General features: G+C 67.6%; 13 protein-coding genes. 11 read left to right on the forward strand and 2 right to left on the reverse strand.

Features of this window, described 5'->3' with window-relative positions:
• The first annotated feature begins 15 nt into the window (after window positions 1-15).
• Both QSJ34_RS08235 and QSJ34_RS08240 read left to right on the forward strand, forming a co-directional pair.
• The gene (locus QSJ34_RS08235) at window positions 16-3,153 is read left to right on the forward strand and encodes a TonB-dependent receptor (RefSeq protein WP_285573752.1); all 3,138 of its coding nucleotides are present in this window, start codon (window positions 16-18) and stop codon (window positions 3,151-3,153) included.
• A gap of 11 nt (window positions 3,154-3,164) precedes the next feature.
• Window positions 3,165-3,761: a hypothetical protein gene (locus tag QSJ34_RS08240; protein ID WP_285573755.1), complete on the forward strand. Its 597-nt coding sequence runs from the start codon at window positions 3,165-3,167 to the stop codon at window positions 3,759-3,761.
• Here QSJ34_RS08240 and QSJ34_RS08245 read toward each other — a convergent pair whose 3' ends face one another.
• A complete protein-coding gene (locus QSJ34_RS08245; protein ID WP_285573757.1) occupies window positions 3,762-4,466 on the reverse strand; it encodes a GntR family transcriptional regulator in 705 nt (234 codons plus the stop codon).
• A 226-nt stretch (window positions 4,467-4,692) separates the two neighbouring features.
• On the opposite strand from QSJ34_RS08245, the gene QSJ34_RS08250 reads away from it, so the two are divergent.
• Genes QSJ34_RS08250 through QSJ34_RS08270 form a run of 5 tightly spaced genes read left to right on the forward strand, consistent with a single transcriptional unit; the run spans window position 4,693 to window position 11,883 of the window.
• Window positions 4,693-5,484 carry an SDR family NAD(P)-dependent oxidoreductase gene (locus QSJ34_RS08250; protein ID WP_285573759.1) on the forward strand — a complete coding sequence of 264 codons (792 nt, stop codon included), beginning with the start codon at window positions 4,693-4,695 and terminating at the stop codon, window positions 5,482-5,484.
• A 30-nt stretch (window positions 5,485-5,514) separates the two neighbouring features.
• Window positions 5,515-6,915, forward strand: a complete 1,401-nt coding sequence (gene gcvPA / locus QSJ34_RS08255) for an aminomethyl-transferring glycine dehydrogenase subunit GcvPA (protein WP_285573762.1) — start codon at window positions 5,515-5,517, stop codon at window positions 6,913-6,915.
• 1 nt (window position 6,916) lies between these two features.
• Window positions 6,917-8,479, forward strand: a complete 1,563-nt coding sequence (gcvPB, locus tag QSJ34_RS08260; RefSeq protein WP_285573765.1) for an aminomethyl-transferring glycine dehydrogenase subunit GcvPB — start codon at window positions 6,917-6,919, stop codon at window positions 8,477-8,479.
• 9 nt (window positions 8,480-8,488) lie between these two features.
• On the forward strand, window positions 8,489-10,633 hold the full coding sequence (locus QSJ34_RS08265) for a beta-galactosidase (protein ID WP_285573769.1): 2,145 nt from the start codon (window positions 8,489-8,491) through the stop codon (window positions 10,631-10,633).
• Entirely contained in the window at window positions 10,630-11,883 is a 1,254-nt protein-coding gene (locus tag QSJ34_RS08270; protein WP_285573771.1) for a XylR family transcriptional regulator, read from the forward strand. The genes QSJ34_RS08265 and QSJ34_RS08270 overlap by 4 nt, the downstream gene beginning before the upstream one ends.
• A 14-nt stretch (window positions 11,884-11,897) precedes the next feature.
• On the opposite strand, the gene QSJ34_RS08275 is transcribed toward QSJ34_RS08270, so the two are convergent.
• Complete coding sequence (locus tag QSJ34_RS08275) at window positions 11,898-12,722, reverse strand: AraC family transcriptional regulator (RefSeq protein ID WP_285573772.1); 825 nt, start codon at window positions 12,720-12,722, stop codon at window positions 11,898-11,900.
• A gap of 103 nt (window positions 12,723-12,825) precedes the next feature.
• On the opposite strand from QSJ34_RS08275, the gene QSJ34_RS08280 reads away from it, so the two are divergent.
• The 4 genes from QSJ34_RS08280 to QSJ34_RS08295 all read left to right on the forward strand — a co-directional run bounded on the left by QSJ34_RS08280 (window position 12,826) and on the right by QSJ34_RS08295 (window position 16,884).
• The gene (locus QSJ34_RS08280; protein ID WP_285573774.1) at window positions 12,826-13,371 is read left to right on the forward strand and encodes a carboxymuconolactone decarboxylase family protein; all 546 of its coding nucleotides are present in this window, start codon (window positions 12,826-12,828) and stop codon (window positions 13,369-13,371) included.
• A gap of 77 nt (window positions 13,372-13,448) precedes the next feature.
• Window positions 13,449-14,048, forward strand: a complete 600-nt coding sequence (locus QSJ34_RS08285) for a pyridoxamine 5'-phosphate oxidase family protein (RefSeq protein ID WP_285573776.1) — start codon at window positions 13,449-13,451, stop codon at window positions 14,046-14,048.
• A 111-nt stretch (window positions 14,049-14,159) separates the two neighbouring features.
• Complete coding sequence (gene uraA, locus QSJ34_RS08290; protein WP_285573778.1) at window positions 14,160-15,443, forward strand: uracil permease; 1,284 nt, start codon at window positions 14,160-14,162, stop codon at window positions 15,441-15,443.
• Window positions 15,444-15,465: 22 nt separating this feature from the next.
• On the forward strand, window positions 15,466-16,884 hold the full coding sequence (locus tag QSJ34_RS08295; RefSeq protein ID WP_285573781.1) for an NCS2 family permease: 1,419 nt from the start codon (window positions 15,466-15,468) through the stop codon (window positions 16,882-16,884).
• The last annotated feature ends 2 nt before the right edge of the window (window positions 16,885-16,886 follow it).

Consider the following 16,886-nt stretch of genomic DNA (forward strand, 5'->3'; position numbering starts at 1 on the left):
GACCAGGGAGAATCCATGTTGCGCAACCGTCTGTTTCCCCTCTCCAGCTCCATCCTCTTCCTGCTGGTGGGCACCGGCCTCCAGGCCCAGGAAAGCGCCATCCTGCACGGCGTCGTCAAAGGCCCCGACGGCCAGGGCATCCCCGAGGCCCGGGTCACGCTGGAATCCCCCGCCCTCTTCAGTCCCCGCGTCCTCACCACCAACAAGAACGGCGAATGGCGCGCGCCCCTGCTGCCCATCGGCAGCTTCAAGGTCACGGTGGCCAAAGATGGCTTCGATTCCACCCACCGCGGCGACATCCGCCTGGGCATCGGCAGCAATGTCCGCATCGACCTCGCCCTGGCACCCATCAAGTCCGCCGTCGTGGAAGTGCTGGCCGCGAGCGGCAGCGTCATCGACAAGACCCAGGTGAATTCCGGCGCCAACTATTCGGCCGAAGCCATGTCGGAGCTGCCCCTGGTGGACCGGAACTTCTTCGGCGCCCTCGACATGACGGCGGGAACCTCCGCCAGCATCGACGGCTCGTACATCATCCGCGGCGGCTCCAACACCTACACGAACTTCCGCGTGAACGGCGCCGAGGTGAAGGACGACTACGCCAACGGCCTCGGCGCCACCTGGGCCATCGACGACAACATCGAGGACGCCCAGGTGGTCACCTCCCAGGTGAACGTGCGCTTCGGCCGCGCCCTGGGCGGCGCCGTGAACATCGTCACCAAGAGCGGCGGCAACACCTTCGAGGGCTCGCTGCGCGTCAAGCTCTCCCGCGACGACTGGCGGGCCCGCACGCCTGACACGACGCCCGACGCCCAGTGGGCCGATACGCTCAACCGCGAGTACGACCTCACCTTCCGCGGTCCCCTCGTCAAGGACCGCCTCTGGTTCGCCGTCGGCACCATCCTCAAGCCCAACCAGGCCTGGAGCCAGGGCCTGGCCCAGTTTCCCGCCGAGGCCAACGCGCCCATGCAGACCGGCGATGCCGGTGTGGACGCCCTGCTGAACGCGGGGCCCGGGAACGGCTACAAGGTGGCCAGCTTCGACAACGGGAAGTTCTACACCGAGAAGTTCGATTCCCACTACTACGAGGGCAAGCTCACCGGCGCCGTCACGACGGATCACATCGTCGAGCTGAGCTTCGTGGACCAGAAGCAGGTCTACTCCAACGCCGATCCTTCGGGCCAGGCCCTGAGCCTCGCCTCCCTGGGCAACCAGTTCAACAAGTACCAGATGGCCAGCTTCAATTACAAAGGCGTGCTGGGCCCGGCAGCCTTCCTCGAGGGACGCTACACCACCAGCAAGACGACTTGGGGACAGGACACGGGCGATCCGGCCTATGGCGGCCAGGAAGGCGTCTACGTGCAGCTGGGCCAGGCGGGCTTCCCCGATAACGGCCTGCAGGGATTCGGCCTTCCCTTCGGCTTCGCCCTGGGGGCGACTCCCGAAGTGCATGGCAACGTCAGCGCCGCCCTCAACCTCAACCTGGCCCCGCAGGCCGCGGGATCACACGACATCGACCTGGGCTTCGAGTACTTCGACAGCTACACCGACAACGGCGAGGACTGGGGCAAGCGCAGCCTGCGCTTCGACGTAGGCGGCGCCTACTACAACGATCAGACGAAGAGCTACCTCTTCCCGGTGCTCAACTATCCGAAAAACCCGTCGGACTACTACGTCTACCACAGCCCCGACGACGGCCACAGCTACGGCGCCGCGCCCTTCGTCCGCCAGGCCCTGGGGCCCAAGGGCCGGGCCCACTGCAGCCAGTTCGGCACCTACGCCAACGAGACCTGGACCATCAATCCCAACATCCAGGTCGGCGCGGGCCTGCGCTTCGACACCAACAAGGCCACCGATGTGGACGGGCGCGTCATGGCCAAATCCACGGATCCCACCTACTCCTTCATCTTCCGATGGGATCCCAGGGGGGACAGCAGCCATCTCGTGACCTTCACGGCCGCCAACAACGCGGGCAACTTCAACCAAGCCCTCTTCGGGCAGTTCACCGCCAAGAAGACCACGGTGGAGGTGGACCGCGGCTGGGGCGCCAATGCGGCGGACCTGGGCGCAGGCACGCCCTCCCAGGTCGTGAACTTCGTCGACTACAAGACCCTGGTGGACCTGGCCAACTACAGCCGCATCGTCTCCTTCGTCGACCAGACCAAGCGAAACGCCCTGGCGCCGGACCTGCGCCCCCCCCGCACCCAGGAGTTCACCCTCGGCTACAAACGCGGCTACGCCGACCAGTCCCGCGTGGGCATCACCTTCGTCTACCGCCGCTGGCTGGACATGTGGGCCCAGCGCTGGGACTTCGCGGATCCCTATGTCATCACCGTGCAGGATCCCTCCCACTCGGGCCTGCCCGCCATGCAGGACATCACCCGCCGCTACGACAACAGCAACGACCTCACCCGCCAGTACAAGGCCGTCGAGGTGGAGTTCGTGCGGCATTTCGGCCCCCGCTGGAGCGTCCAGGGCAACTACACCTATAGCCGCCTGACCGGCAACAACGACGACGGCGACATCGCCTGGGGCGGCTGGCGGAACAACGATCCCACCATGGGCACCATCATGTGGAACCCCATCGTGCTGCAGAACATGGGCCTCAGCCGCGCGGATTACGGCGCTTCGGGCCTGCTCGCGAACAACCAGAGCCAGAAGGCCCGGCTCGCCCTGCTCCACGTGCTGCCCGTGGGGAAGAACGGCCGCATGACCCTCTCCCTCATGGCCAGCTACGACAGCGGCAAGCCCTGGAACGCGCGGAACTACGCCGCCATCGACCAGACCAAGTGGGGCGTCGACCTCAACGCGAAATACCCGAACCTCGGCGTTTCGCCCGATGCCGTCTACCGCCAGTACTACGCCGCGCTGGGCGCCTACTCCTTCAATGACATCTACAACGTCGACATGAAGGCCACCTGGGACATCCCGCTCTCCACCTCCAGCGTCCACTTCATCGGCGACGCCAGCATTTCCAACGTCTTCAACGTGACCATGCCCATGTCCACCTACGGCAGCTTCACGAACGACTCGTCGAACGGCCGGACCCAGCTCTTCATGAAGAACCCCACCTACTGGGGCACCTCCCATGTCACGGGCTCCACGTTCTACACGAACGGACGTTCGGCCAAATTCAGCTGCGGCTTCCGCTTCTAGGAGGACTGACCATGACCCGCTCCTTGCGTTCTCTCGTCTTGATCCTGGCCGCCGGTCTCCTTCCGGTGGCCGCCCAGGAGGCCGGCGCCTTCTCCGCCGCCCTCAGCCTGGCCCAGGGTACCGATGCCATGAAGGCCCTCACCGGCTCTGCCAACGGCTTCGCCCTGGACGGCGCCTGGGATTCACCCTCCCAGGGCCTGCCCTTCCGCGTGGGTCTGTCCGCGGCCCACTTTTCGGACGCCACCCACACCCGGTCCCTGGGCCTGGATGCCAACGGCGACCCCCAGACCAACCTCAGTTTGAAGGGCCCCGCCCTGACCACCTTCCAGGCCTACGCCGCCCTCCGCGTCGAATTGGCCACCGATCTGAATCTGTACCTGGGCCTTTCCGCCAACCGCCACCACCTCTCTTCGGATCTCGTGGGCCAGGGCGGATCCCAGTACGTGGTGGGCACCAAGCTCGGCACCCGGGTCGATCTGGAATACCGCGTCGCGCCCCGCTGGGCCGCCCTCGGCAGCTTTCAGTGGGTGGAACTGGGACAGGGCCCCTCGGGGAATCAGTTCCTCAATCCGAGCTGGTTCCAGCTCGGCGTTCGCCACACCTTCTAGCTAGACCACACCGATCACGGCCCGGCTGAAGCTTTCCAGGAAATCCAGCAGGGCATCGGACGCACGCCCGGCCTCTTCTTCGTCGCCCTCGGCGACGGCGAGCATGAGGCGGGCGTGCTTCTCTGCGGACAGGAGCAGGTCCGACCCGCGGCTGTACGAGCACCAGATCCGCCGGCAGTGCGAGTAGAGGGGCGTGAGGGCGTCCATGGCGAAGGGGTTGTGGGCGGCCTGCATGACGATGCGGTCGCATTCGCGGTCATGGAAGAGGTAGGCGTGCTTGTCCCCCTTCTTGGCGGCCTCGAGAATGCCCTTGGCCTCTCCGCGCAGGGCCTTGCGTTGCGCCTCCGTGGCCCAGCGCGCGGCCTTGGTGGCGAGCAGGTGATCCAGGGGGCGCATCACTTCCAGCAGGGCGAAATGCTCGGCCACGTTCATCTCGCGCACCAGCAGGCCCCGGCGGGGGACGCTGCTCACGAGGCGTTGGATCTCCAGCCGCTTGAGGGCCTCCCGGATGGGCGTGCGCCCGATGCCCATGCGCGCGCTCAGCCCGGCCTCGGACAGCACCGCGCCCGGCGCCAGTTCCAGCGTGACGATCATTTCCTCGAGCTGCTGGTAGGCCTGATCCGCCAGGCTCTGCCCCTCCTCGGGGGCCGGAACCGCGGCCGTACGCGCGCGGGAGGACAGAAGGGTGCGGCCCTTGGTCGTCATGGGTGGGATTCTCGCAAACGGAGCCAGGTCACGAAATCCGGCATACAAATGGTATACCACGATGTTCGGCCCATTTCTCGCTTATTCCCTATGAATGATCCCTGCCGCCGGGCCTTCATAAAATGTTTTCAAGGTGTGAATCGAATTCTGGTATACCAGTGGCATACCATTGAACGCCTTACCTGCAATCGTCCCGTCCGGCCTGATGCTTTCCCAGAGGTATGCCATGACGCTCTCTCCCGATCTCGCCCGTCTCCTCTCCCTCGAAGGCCAGGTGGCCGTCGCCACCGGCGCCGCCTCGGGCATCGGGCGCGGCACGGCCCTGAGGCTCGCCGAGGCCGGAGCCGCCGTGCTCGTGCTCGACATCAACGAGGCCGGCGGCCAGGAGACCGTGCGCCTCATCGAAGCCGCCGGCGGCCGGGCCGCCTTCCAGCGCTGCGACGTGCGGGTGGAAGCCGACTGCCGGGCCGCGGCCGAGGCCGCCATGGCCCGCTTCGGCCGCATCGACATCCTCTTCAACAACGCCGGCATCGCCATCCGCAAGAACGCCGTGAACCTGCTCGAACAGGAGTGGGATCTCGTCCTGGACGTGATGCTGAAGGGCGTCTACATGCTCACCCGCCAGGTGGTGCCGCACATGATCGCGGGCGGGCGCGGCGGTTCCATCATCAACACGGGCTCGGGCTGGGCCCTCAAGGGCGGCGCCGACGCCGTCTCCTACTGCGCCGCCAAGGGCGGCGTGTGGAACATGACCCGGGCCATGGCCATCGATTTCGGCAAGCACCAGATCCGCGTCAACGCGGTCTGCCCCGGCGACATCGACACGCCCATGCTGCGCAGCGAGTGCGCCCAGCTGGGTGAGGACGAAACCAAGTTCATGGAAGAGGCCGCCGCGCGGCCCATCCACCGCGTGGGCACGCCCCAGGACGTGGCCAACGCCGTGCTCTTCCTCGCCTCGGGCCTTTCCGCCTGGGTCACGGGCACCCACGTCGTGGTCGACGGCGGCGGCATCGCCTAGGCCCCCTTCATCCCTTCGCACGGAGCATCCATGACCGTTCAGGCCCGGCGGGCCCATCCCTACATTCCCAATTCCGAGCCCGGCACCAAGGCCGCCATGCTCGCCGAGATCGGCGCCGCCAGCATGGATGAGCTGTATGCCGACATCCCGGAATCCCTGCGTTTCCGCGGCACGCTGAACATCCCCGAGGCCCTGCCCGCCGAAGCGCAGCTCAAGCGCACCCTCGAGCGGATCATGGCCCGCAACACGTCCTGCGAGGAGGCCACCAGCTTCCTCGGGGCGGGCTGCTACAACCACTACGTGCCGGCCATCTGCGATGAGATCACGCGCCGCGCCGAATTCCTCACGGCCTACGCCGGCGAACCCTACGAGGACTTCGGCCGCTTCCAGGCCCTCTGGGAGTACGAAAGCCTCATGGCCGAGCTGCTCGATATGGACATCTGCAACGTGCCCACCTTCGACTGGTTCCAGGCGGCCTCCACGGCCCTGCGCATGGCGGGCCGCTACACGGACCGGCCTGTGGCCCTGATCGCAGGCAATATCAGTCCCGATCGCCTCGCCGCCATCCGCAACTACTGCGAACCCGTCATGCGCCTGGAGCTGCTCGGCTGGGATCCGGCCACGGGCCTCATGGATCTCGCCGACCTGCGGGCCAAGCTGAACGGCCAGGTCGCCGCCGTCTACTTCGAAAACCCCGGCTACCTGGGCTTCCTGGAAACTCAGGGACAGGCCATCGCCGACCTGACCCACGCCCAGGGCAGCCTGCTGGTGGTGGGCGCCGATCCCAATTCCCTGGGGCTTCTGACGCCCCCCAGCCAGTACGGCGCCGACCTCGTCTGCGGCGACATCCAGACGCTGGGCAACCACATGCATTTCGGTGGCGGCATGGGCGGCTTCATCGCCACCCGGGACGAGGAGAAGCTCGTCATGGAATACCCCAGCCGTCTCTTCGGCATCAGCACCACCGACGTCCCCGGCGAATACGGCTTTGGCGACGTGGCCTACGACCGCACCTCCTTCGCCCACCGGGAGAAGGGCAAGGAGTTCGTCGGCACGGCCACCGCCCTGCACGGCATCGCCGCGGCGGTCTACCTGTCCCTCATGGGCCCCGTGGGCATGAAGGATCTGGGCGAGCACATCCTGCAGAAGGCCCAGTACCTCGCCCAGGGCTTGGCTTCTCTGCGCGGCGTGAAGCTAGGGCTAAACGCCCCCTACTACAAGGAATTCGTCGTCGACTTCAATGGCACGGGCCGCAGCGTCGCCGAGATCAACGAGGCCCTCCTGAAGGCCGGCATCTTCGGCGGCAAGGATCTGTCCGGCGAGTTCCCTGCCCTCGGCCAGAGCGCCCTCTGGGCCGTCACCGAGCTGGTGAGCCGGGAAGAGATCGACCGCGCCATCGACGTCCTCGCGGCGTTCCTGGGAGGAAAGTGACATGGGCACCATGCGTCCCCTGAAGGTCCGCAACCACTTTCATCAGGCCAAGTGGGATGAGGAACTCATCTTCGAACTCCACAAGCCCGGCGAGGTCGGCGTGGCCGTCGCCCCAGTCGAAAAGGGCATCACGGAAAAAGTGAAAGGCGTCGCCGCCCTGCCCCCGTCCATGGTCCGCACGAAGGCCCCGGGGCTTCCCGAAGTGGGCCAGATGCGGGTGCTCAAGCACTTCCTCCGCCTCTCCCAGCAGACCCTGGGCGCCGATTTCACCGTCGACATCGGCCAGGGCACCTGCACGATGAAGTACAGCCCCAAGATCAACGACGTGCTGGCCTCCAGCCCCAAGATGGCCCGCCTGCACCCGCTGCAGGACGGCCGCACCGTCCAGGGCCTCCTACAGGTGATGCACGAGCTGGACCTCTACCTGCGCGAGATCTCAGGCATGGATGCCTTCTCCATGCAGCCCGCCTCCGGCTCAGCCGCCATCCTCGGCATGGTGTCCATGATCCAGGCCTACCACGCCTCCCGGGGCGAGGCCGAGACCCGAGACGAAATCATCACCACCATCTTCAGCCACCCCTCGGACGCCGCCGCCGCCGCCGTGAAGGGCTACAAGGTCATCACCCTCATGCAGGGCGAGGATGGCCTGCCCACGGTGGAGGATCTAAAGAAGGTGGTCGGCCCCCGCACGGCGGGCCTGCTCATCACCAATCCCGAGGACACGGGCATCTTCAACCCGCAGATCCGCGAATTCACGCGCCTCGTCCACGAGGCGGGCGGCCTCTGCGGCTACGACCAGGCCAACCTCAACGGCATCATGGCCATCACGCGGGCGCGGGAAGCGGGCTTCGACATGTGCTTCTTCAACCTGCACAAGACCTTCAGCACCCCCCACGGCTGCGGCGGCCCCGCCGGCGGCGCCCTGGGCGTGGTGCAGCACCTGCGCGACTTCCTGCCCCGGCCCCTGGTGGTCAAGGAGAATGGCGTCTACCGCCTCGACTCGGACCTCAAGCATTCCATCGGCAAGCTGCGCGCCTTCTGCGGCACGGCCCAGGTGCAGCTGCGGGCCTACACGTGGATCCGCGCCCTGGGCGCCGAGGGCCTCAAGGAGGCCGCCGAAATTGCGGTGCTCAACAACAACTACCTGCTGAAGAAGATCACGCGCATCAAGGGAGCCTCGGCCCCCTACGCCGTGGGGCGGCGCCGCATCGAGCAGGTGCGCTACAGCTGGGAGCAGCTGCACCGCGACACGGGCGTGACCACCGAAGAGATCGCCGTGCGCATGGCGGATTTCGGCATGCACCTCTGGAGCAGCCATCACCCCTTCATCGTGCCCCAGCCCTTCACCATCGAGCCCACCGAGTCCTATTCCCGCGAGGAGCTGGACGAGTACGTGGGCGTGCTGGAGCAGATCTCGAAGGAAGCCTACACGGAACCCGAGACCGTGAAGACGGCGCCCCACCGCAGCGTCTGCCACCATATCCATCACGACGATTTCGACGACCCCCGGCGCTGGGCCATCACCTGGCGCCTCTACCAGCGGAAGCATTCCGCCCGACCCTGAGGAGCGGCCATGAACAGAAGGCATTGGGCCCTCGGATTCTTACTCGTCTCGCTGACGGCGAGCCTCGGCGCGGCAGAGACCCCCCGCAGAGAAGCCACGCGGACCGGGGCCCAGGCCTTCTTCCCCAAGGCCAACCTCATGCCCGTCGGCGTCTACTACTACCCCGAGCAGTGGCCGCGGGATCAGTGGGCGCGCGACCTCCAGAACATCCACAAGCTGGGTTTCGAATTCACCCACTTCGCCGAATTCGCCTGGACCTACCTGGAACCCCGGGAGGGCCACTTCGACTTCGCCTGGCTGGACGAGGCCCTCGCCGAGGCCCAGGCGGCGGGCCTCAAGGTCATCCTCTGCACGCCCTCCCCGGCACCCCCGGCCTGGATGGGGGAGAGGTACCCCGAGATCTACCTGGTGGGTTCCGAAGGGCGGCGCCGCGAGCACGGCACCCGCGCCAACGGCTCGCTGTCGAACCCCCGCTTCAACGCCTTCGTCGACCGCATCGTCGGGGCCCTGGCCCAACGCTACGGCCATGATCCGCGGATCTGGGGCTGGCAGGTGGACAACGAGCCCGGCGCCGAAGCCGACTTCAGCCCCTCGGCCCGCAAGGCCTTCCAGGCCTGGCTGAAGCGGCGCTACGGCACCGTGGCCAAGCTGAACGAGGCCTGGGGCGGCAGCTTCTGGAGCTTCCGCTACGCCGCCTTCAGCCAGGTGGTGCTGCCCAACGCCTCCCTCACCGGTGAGGACAAGTCGAGCCCCCACGCCCTCCTCGATTTCCAGCGCTTCACCGCCGATACACAGGCCGCCTTCCTCGACCGCCAGGCCGCGATCCTCAAGCGCCACATCGCACCCACCCAGTGGGTGACCACGAACTACACCAATGTCACCCAGGGCAGTGATCCCCGGCGCAGCCACACGGTGGACTTCCCCACCTTCACGTTCTACCCGGTCTCAGGCAGCAACGTGCTGGGCGGCGAAACCTTCCGCCAGGGCAATCCCTTCCGGATGATGGAGGCCTGCGACTACTTCCGTCCCATCGCGGGCACGACGGGCGTGATGGAGCTCCAGCCCGGCCAGGTCAACTGGGCACCCACCAACCCCAAGCCCATGCCCGGCGCCGTCCGCATGTGGCTCTGGCACGCCTTCGGGGGAGGCTGCTCCTTCGCCTGCACCTACCGCTACCGCCAGCCCCGCTTCGGCAGCGAGATGTACCACGAGGGCATCGTCGGTCTCGATGGCACCTCGCTCTCCCAGGGCGGCCAGGAGTTCGCCCAGACCATCGCCGAACTCCAGCGGCTGAAGCCCGCCTTCGATGCCGCCGCCACGATGCCCGCCCGCCTCGCGGCGCGTCGCACGGCCCTGCTCTGGAGCCACGACGTCATGTGGGATCTGGAGCTGCAGAAGCAGAGCGAGACCTGGTCCACCTGGCGCCACCGCAGCCGCTTCAGCGCCGCCGTGAAATCCACGGGCGCGCCCATGGCCTTCATCTCCGAGGCCGACGACTTCAGCGCCTATCCCTTCCTCGTGGCGCCCGCCTACCAGCTGGCGGATGCCAAGCTCATCGAGAAGTGGCGCCGCTACGTGGAAGGCGGGGGCCACCTCATCCTCAGCTGCCGCAGCGCCCAGAAGGACGGCTCGGGCCACTTCCCCGAAACCCGCCTGGGCAGCCGCCTGGAAGCCCTCACCGGCGCGCATCTGGAGGGCTTCGACACCCTGCCCGGCGACAGCACCGCCAGCGTGTCGGCCCAAGGCCAGACCACTCGCTGGCGCACCTGGGGAGACATCCTTCGGCCCAGCGCCGAGGCCACCCCCTTGGCCACGTACGGCGACGCCTTCTATGCCGGGGCCGCCGCCGCGACCACCCATCGCCTCGGCAAGGGCAGCGTCACCTACATCGGCGTGGAGACCCTGGACGGCGCCCTGGAACGGACCCTCGTGCGCGACGTCTACGCGCGGGCCGGCGTGGCCATCGAGGATTATCCGAAGGGCGTCTACGTCGAATGGCGCGACGGCTTCTTTGTCGCCGTGAACTATTCGGCCTCGCCCGCCGCCCTCCCGCTGGCTCCAGGAAGCACTACCCTGCTGGGCCAAAACCCCCTTCAACCCACCCAAGTCCTCGTCTGGAAGGAACAGGGCTCCCCCATCGGTGTACTGAAATGAACTGCACCCCAAGACCTCAAGCCTCCGAGCTCGAAGGCGGACTCCTGCCGGATCCCCTGAAGACGCCCCGCATCGCCCTGCTGGTGGAAACCTCCCTCGCCTCCGGTCGCGACATCCTCTGCGGCATCGCGAAGTACGCGCGGAACCACGGCCCCTGGGCGCTCTACCACGAGCCGCGCAGCCTGGCCGAGGGACTGCCCGGCTGGCTGCAGCACTGGGAGGGCGATGGCATCATCGCGCGCGTCCAGGATCCCGCCCTGGCCGAGGCGGTCCAGGCCACGGGCCTGCCCGTGGTGGACGTGCTCGGCGCCGTGCCCGCCGCCGGCCTGCCGCTGGTGCACGTCGACGACCGCCGCATCGCCGCCCTGGCGGCGGAACACCTCATCGAGCGCGGCTTCCATCACTTCGCCTTCCTGGGCATCCAGGCCGAGAACTGGTCCGAACAGCGCCTCGAAGGCTTCCGCCTCGCACTGCCGGGGCCGCCCGAGACCGTGCCCCGTTTCGAGGTGCCACGCCAGCTCATGGACCGCTCACCCTGGGAAACCCAGATGGAGGCCCTGGCCCGCTGGATCGTCCAGCTACCCAAGCCCATCGGCATCATGGTCGCCAGCGACCAGCTGGGCCACCACCTGCTGGAGGCCTGCCGCCGCGCGCGCATCCTCGTGCCCGACGACGTGGCCGTCGTGAGCGTGGACAACGACGAGACCCTTTGCGAGGTGTGCAACCCGTCCCTGTCCTCCATCGAAGCGGGCCACCGCCTCGTGGGCTACAAGGCCGCCGAGCTGCTGGATCACCTCCTGCGCGGCGGTGAGCGGCCGACCCGGGCCGAGCGGGTGGAGCCCCACCGCGTCATCACCCGGGCCTCCTCCGACGTGCTCGCCACCTCGGACCGCCAGGTGGCCACGGCCCTGCGCATCATCCGCGATCTGGCCTGCACGGGCCTGTCGGCCTCGGCCCTCATCGCCCGCATCCCGACCTCGCGCAGCGTGCTGCAGCGGCGTTTCCGCTCGGAGACGGGCCGCTCCATCCAGCAGGAGATCATCCAGGTGCGCCTCAACCACGCCCGGCGCCTGCTGGCGGAAACGGACCTGCCCCTGGTGGAGGTGGCCGAGCGCTCCGGCTTCAAGCACCGCGAGTACCTCGGCGCCATCTTCAAGGCCCACCTGGGCAAGTCCCCGGCCGAGTACCGCCGCGAGGTCGCCATGATCGGCTCCGACGGCCGCCACTACCCGCTCTCCGAAGGCGGCTGAGGCCCGGTGTCCGGTCAGCTCCGCTGCGCGTCCAGCCAGGCCCGCGGCGACAGGCCCGTGAGCTCCCGGAAGGCGCGGGACAGGGCCGTGGAACTGCCGTAGCCCACGTCGTAGGCGACCACCTTCAGGGGCAATCCCCGGGCCAGCCGCTCCTGGGCCGTGGCCACGCGGAACCGCGCCAGGTGCTCACCCGGCGTGGTGCCCACCGTCTGCTTGAAGAGCGCCGCGAAGGCGCTGCGCGACAGACCCGCCTCCGCGGCCATGTCCTCGAGCGACCAGGCCCGCGCGGGATCCGCGTGCAGGGCCGTGAGGGCGTTCCGCAGCTGCGGATGCATGAGGCCCGCCATCAGCCCCGCCTGCGCCTGCCCCGCCTCGAGCGCCTGGCGGACGAAGTGGACCAGCACCACTTCGCAAAGACGATCCACGACGGCCTGCCGGCCCTGGGCGGTCCCGAAGGCCTCCTGGAAGATGAGCTCCGCCAGCGGGCCCACCTGCCCAACCCCCAGGTGCATGACCTCGGGCAGGGCCAGGGCGAGCGGGCAGCCCACGCCCAGTCCGAAGGTGATGGTGGCGCAGACCAGATCCAACCCTTCGGGCCCCTCGGGAACCAGGTGATGGGGCAGGTTCCGCGGGTAGAAGAGCAGGCCCGGGCCCTCGATGCGCAGAGCCTTCCGGCCGCTCTGGTAGCGGATCTCCCCGCGGCCCGCCCGCACCAGGTGCAGGTGCCCATGATCCTGCGGCTTTTCGAAGCTGGCCACGGCGCAGAGGTTGCCGGTGAAGAAGGTCTGGGCCCGAAGCCGGAAGTGCTCGAAGAGGGGCTGGAGGGCGTCGCTCGGCATGCGTGGACTCCGGGTCTGCTTTCTCGGACCCTCAGTCACCTTCGGGTGGAATCAGGGTGCCACCTTTGGACGGTGCACTGAGCACCCATTCCCAGGAGCCATCATGGCCACCATCCAGCCTCTCGACCTCAGCCAGGCTTCCCCGGAAGTCGCGCCCATCCTCCAGGCCGTGAAGGCCAAGCTGGGCCGGGTGCCCAACCTCTTCCTCACCCTGGCCCAGGCCCCGGCCGCCCTGAAGGCCTACCTGGGCGCCTCCGAAGCCATCGGCGGCGGCCGCCTGGACGCGGAGCAGCGCGAAGTGATCGCCCTGGCCGTGGCCGAGGTCAACGGCTGCGACTACTGCCTGGCGGCCCACAGCGCCATCGGCCACATGGTGGGCCTGGACGCCGACACCATTCTTCAGTCTCGATCGGGCGTGCCCGCCAATCCCCGCCAGGCGGCCCTGGCGGCCTTCTCCCGCGCCGTGGTCCGCGAACGGGGGCAAGTCTCAGCCCTTGATCTGCAGGCCGCCCGCGAGGCCGGTCTCGACGATCAGGACCTGCTGGAGGTCGTGGCCAACGTGGCCGTGAACATCCTTACCAACTACACGAACCACGTGGCCGGCACCGAGGTTGATTTCCCCGCCGCCGCGCGCCTGAGCCGCGTCTGAGACGGACCAGGACTGAAATGAACCGGGCCTGGGCCGCATCGAACCAGGGTGCGGCCCGCCCCGCGAAGGGAGTTCCCATGTCTTCCCGCTTCATGGATCTGATGCTGACCCCGAGCGTGCAGGCCGCCCAAGCCCGCGCCTACGGGCGCAGCCAGGCGAGGCCTACGACAGAAGGGCCGCAGGTTCTCGGCCCCGACGAGGCCGCCTTCATCGCCGGGATGGACAGCTTCTACCTCGCCACCGTGAGCGAGGAAGGCTGGCCTTATGTGCAGCATCGGGGCGGGCCCAAGGGTTTCCTGAAGGTGCTCGGCCCCGCCGAGCTTGGCTTCGCGGACCTGCGTGGCAACCGCCAGCTGCTGAGCACGGGCAACCTGTCGAAGGACGGCCGGGTCTGCCTCTTCCTCATGAACTACCCCCTGAAGGCCCGCCTGAAGATCCTCGGCCGCGCCGAGGTGCTGGAGGCGGCGTCGAACCCCGAACTCGCGGAGGCCCTGATCGTCCCAGGTCAGCAAGCCGTCACGGAGCGCTTGTTCCGCATCCGCGTCGAAGCCTTCGATTGGAACTGCCCCCAGCACATCACGCCCCGCTACACGGAAGCCGAGATCCGGGAGGCGGTCCTCCCCCTCCGGACCCGCATCGCCGAGCTGGAGGCCGAACTGGCGCGCTTCAGACCCTAGGGATGTGATTCCCGCCCGGCGGCCCCCGTGAAAGAATCCAGCACACGATTTCTGACGGCGCAACACAGGTTCTTCCGTCACGATGCTTGGATCCTTTCCTCCGGGGCCCCCATGCTGCGCCGCGCCATCGACGTCGAGGAACGCCTGCCCCTGGGACAGACGCTTCCCCTCAGCCTGCAGCACCTCTTCGCCATGTTCGGCGCCACCGTGCTGGTGCCCTTCCTGTTGCATGTGAACCCGGCCACCAGCCTGCTCATGAACGGCGTGGGCACCCTGCTCTACCTGTGGATCTGCAGGGGCCGCATCCCCGCCTACCTGGGATCGAGCTTCGCCTTCATCGCGCCCGTATTGGCCGTGCTCGCCCAGCCCGCGCTGGGCAGCTACGCGGCGGCCCAGGGCGGCTTCATCGCCTTCGGCCTCTTCTTCGTGCTCGTCAGCCAGATCGTCCGCGTGGCGGGCACGCGCTGGATCGACGTCATCTTCCCCGCCGCGGCCATGGGCGCCATCGTGGCGGTGATCGGCCTGGAACTGGCCCCGGTGGCCGCCGACATGGCCGGCCTCACAGGCAAGGTGTCGGGCCCCTTCACGGCCGGATCGGCCATGGCGGTCTCCCTCTTCACCCTGGGCCTCACCATCCTCTGCTCGGTGCTGCTGCGCGGTTTCTGGGGCGTGATCCCCGTGCTGCTGGGCGTCGTGGGCGGTACGGCCCTGTCGCTGGTCCTCGGCAAGGTGGATCTCGCTTCCATCGCGGCGGCGCCCTGGTTCCAGGTGCCCTCGCTCTACCGTCCGATCTTCAGCCCCCAGGCCATTCTCATGATCATGCCCGCGGCCCTGGTGGTACTGGCGGAGCACATCGGCCACCTGGTGGTGACGGGCAACATCGTATCTCGGGATCTGGTGAAGGACCCGGGCCTGCACCGCTCCCTGCTGGGCGACGGCCTGTCCAACATCCTGTCGGGGCTGGCGGGCGCCACGCCCAACACGACCTACGGCGAGAACATCGGCGTCATGGCCATCACCAAGGTCTACAGCGTGTGGGTGATCCGCGGCGCGGCCCTCATCGCCATCGCCGTCAGCTTCGTGGGCAAGGCCGCGGCGGCCATCCGCGCCATCCCCGTGCCCGTCATGGGGGGTGTCTGCCTCCTGCTCTTCGGCGTCATCGCCGCCGCGGGCATCCGCATGCTGGTGGAAAAGCAGGTGGACTACACGAAGGCCCGCAACCTCGTGCTGACCAGCGTCGTGCTCATCAGCGGCACCAGCGGCGCCACAGTGAAACTGGGCACGGTGGAACTGCGCGGCATGGCCCTCGGCACCCTGGTGGCCATCTTCCTCAGCCTGCTCTTCTGGGCCTTCGACCGCATGGGCCTCAGCAACGATTCGGAAACAGCGCACTGAGCTCCCCTTTCTGGAGGACGACATGGATCGCTTCTTCAACCTGAAAGCCAAGGGCACGACGGTGGCCACCGAGGTGCTCGCGGGCACCACCACCTTCATTTCGCTGGCCTACGTGATCTCGCTGATCCCCAACGCCTTCCTCAAGGTGGCGGGCATCGCGCCGGCCCAGGGTTTCACGGCCTTCCTCGTCTGCGCCATCATCTCGACCCTCATCGGCGCCTTCTACGCGAACCTGCCCATCGCCTTCGCCTCGGGCATCGGCCTCTCGGCCTTCTTCGCCTTCACCGTCTGCGCGCCCGCCAGCCAGGGCGGCATGGGCTACACCATCCAGGCGGCCCTCACGGCCCTGCTGCTCGAAGGCATCGTCTTCATCTTCCTCAGCGCCATGAAGGTGCGCGAAGCCTTCATGGACGCCATCCCCTTCTCGCTGAAGAAGGGAATCTCCGTGGGCATCGGACTCTTCATCGCCATCATCGGCTTCGTGGATTCGGGCGTGACGCAGGTGGGCCTGAAGTTCGACGCCGACGCGGTCTTCCCGGTGTTGAAGAACGACCCCTCGGCCCTCTTCGGCCTGCACGACGTGAACAACCTCTTCATCGCGAAATTCTGGGACCACGGCCACCTGACCCCCGCCTTCTGGAGCGTCGTCGGCCTCTTCCTCATCGCCGTGCTCGTGGCCCGGCGCGTGAAGGGCGCCATCCTCCTGGGCATCCTCGCCATCACCCTGGCGGGCCTGCTGCCCGCCAGCTTCGGCGGCGGGTTCACGCATCTTCCCAAGGGCGCCCTCTTCCAGATCCCGAGCTGGCCGAAGATGTTCCAGTACGACTGGTCCTGGACCAGGTCCCTGGGCGGCATGGTCAACATCTTCATCATCCTCTTCACCCTGCTCTTCGTGGACATGTTCGACACCATCGGCACGCTCATGGGCATCGGCGCCCAGGGCAAGCTGCTGGACAAGGAGGGCAAATTCCCCGGCGCCTCGAAGGCCTTCATGGCCGACGCCGTGGGCACCACCTTCGCGTCCATGTTCGGCACGACGGCCATCACGGCCTACATCGAAAGCGCCTCGGGCGTGGCCGAGGGCGGCAAGACGGGCCTCACGGCCCTCGTCGTCGCCGGCTGGATGGCCCTCGCGCTCTTCCTTTCACCCTTATTCCTGATGGTGCCCCTGCAGGCCACCTCGCCGGCCCTCATGATGATCGGCTTCTTCATGCTGTCGGAGATCAAGGAGATCCGCTTCGACGACATCACCGACGCCATCCCCGCCTATCTCGCCGTCATCGTCATGCCCTTCACCTTCTCCATCGTGAACGGCATCGCCCTCGGCATGATCGCCTACACCGTGCTGAAGGCCGCCACCGGCCGCCGGAAGGAGATCAATCCCATCATCCTCGTGCTCTCGGTGATCTTCCTGCTCAAGCTGCTCTTCCTGTCGGCCTAGCT

Origin of the sequence: Geothrix limicola, assembly GCF_030268085.1 — a bacterium.
Classification (GTDB): Bacteria; Acidobacteriota; Holophagae; order Holophagales; family Holophagaceae; genus Geothrix; species Geothrix limicola.

Excerpts from the sequence above, each read along its gene's own strand:
- QSJ34_RS08295 (WP_285573781.1), top strand. The coding sequence starts at position 15,466 with ATGGATCGCTTCTTCAACCTGAAAGCCAAGGGCACGACGGTGGCCACC.
- uraA (WP_285573778.1), top strand. The coding sequence starts at position 14,160 with ATGCTGCGCCGCGCCATCGACGTCGAGGAACGCCTGCCCCTGGGACAG.
- QSJ34_RS08240 (WP_285573755.1), top strand. The coding sequence starts at position 3,165 with ATGACCCGCTCCTTGCGTTCTCTCGTCTTGATCCTGGCCGCCGGTCTC.
- QSJ34_RS08280 (WP_285573774.1), top strand. The coding sequence starts at position 12,826 with ATGGCCACCATCCAGCCTCTCGACCTCAGCCAGGCTTCCCCGGAAGTC.
- QSJ34_RS08270 (WP_285573771.1), top strand. The coding sequence starts at position 10,630 with ATGAACTGCACCCCAAGACCTCAAGCCTCCGAGCTCGAAGGCGGACTC.
- gcvPA (WP_285573762.1), top strand. The coding sequence starts at position 5,515 with ATGACCGTTCAGGCCCGGCGGGCCCATCCCTACATTCCCAATTCCGAG.
- QSJ34_RS08275 (WP_285573772.1), bottom strand. The coding sequence starts at position 12,722 with ATGCCGAGCGACGCCCTCCAGCCCCTCTTCGAGCACTTCCGGCTTCGG.
- QSJ34_RS08235 (WP_285573752.1), top strand. The coding sequence starts at position 16 with ATGTTGCGCAACCGTCTGTTTCCCCTCTCCAGCTCCATCCTCTTCCTG.
- gcvPB (WP_285573765.1), top strand. The coding sequence starts at position 6,917 with ATGGGCACCATGCGTCCCCTGAAGGTCCGCAACCACTTTCATCAGGCC.
- QSJ34_RS08265 (WP_285573769.1), top strand. The coding sequence starts at position 8,489 with ATGAACAGAAGGCATTGGGCCCTCGGATTCTTACTCGTCTCGCTGACG.
- QSJ34_RS08250 (WP_285573759.1), top strand. The coding sequence starts at position 4,693 with ATGACGCTCTCTCCCGATCTCGCCCGTCTCCTCTCCCTCGAAGGCCAG.
- QSJ34_RS08245 (WP_285573757.1), bottom strand. The coding sequence starts at position 4,466 with ATGACGACCAAGGGCCGCACCCTTCTGTCCTCCCGCGCGCGTACGGCC.
- QSJ34_RS08285 (WP_285573776.1), top strand. The coding sequence starts at position 13,449 with ATGTCTTCCCGCTTCATGGATCTGATGCTGACCCCGAGCGTGCAGGCC.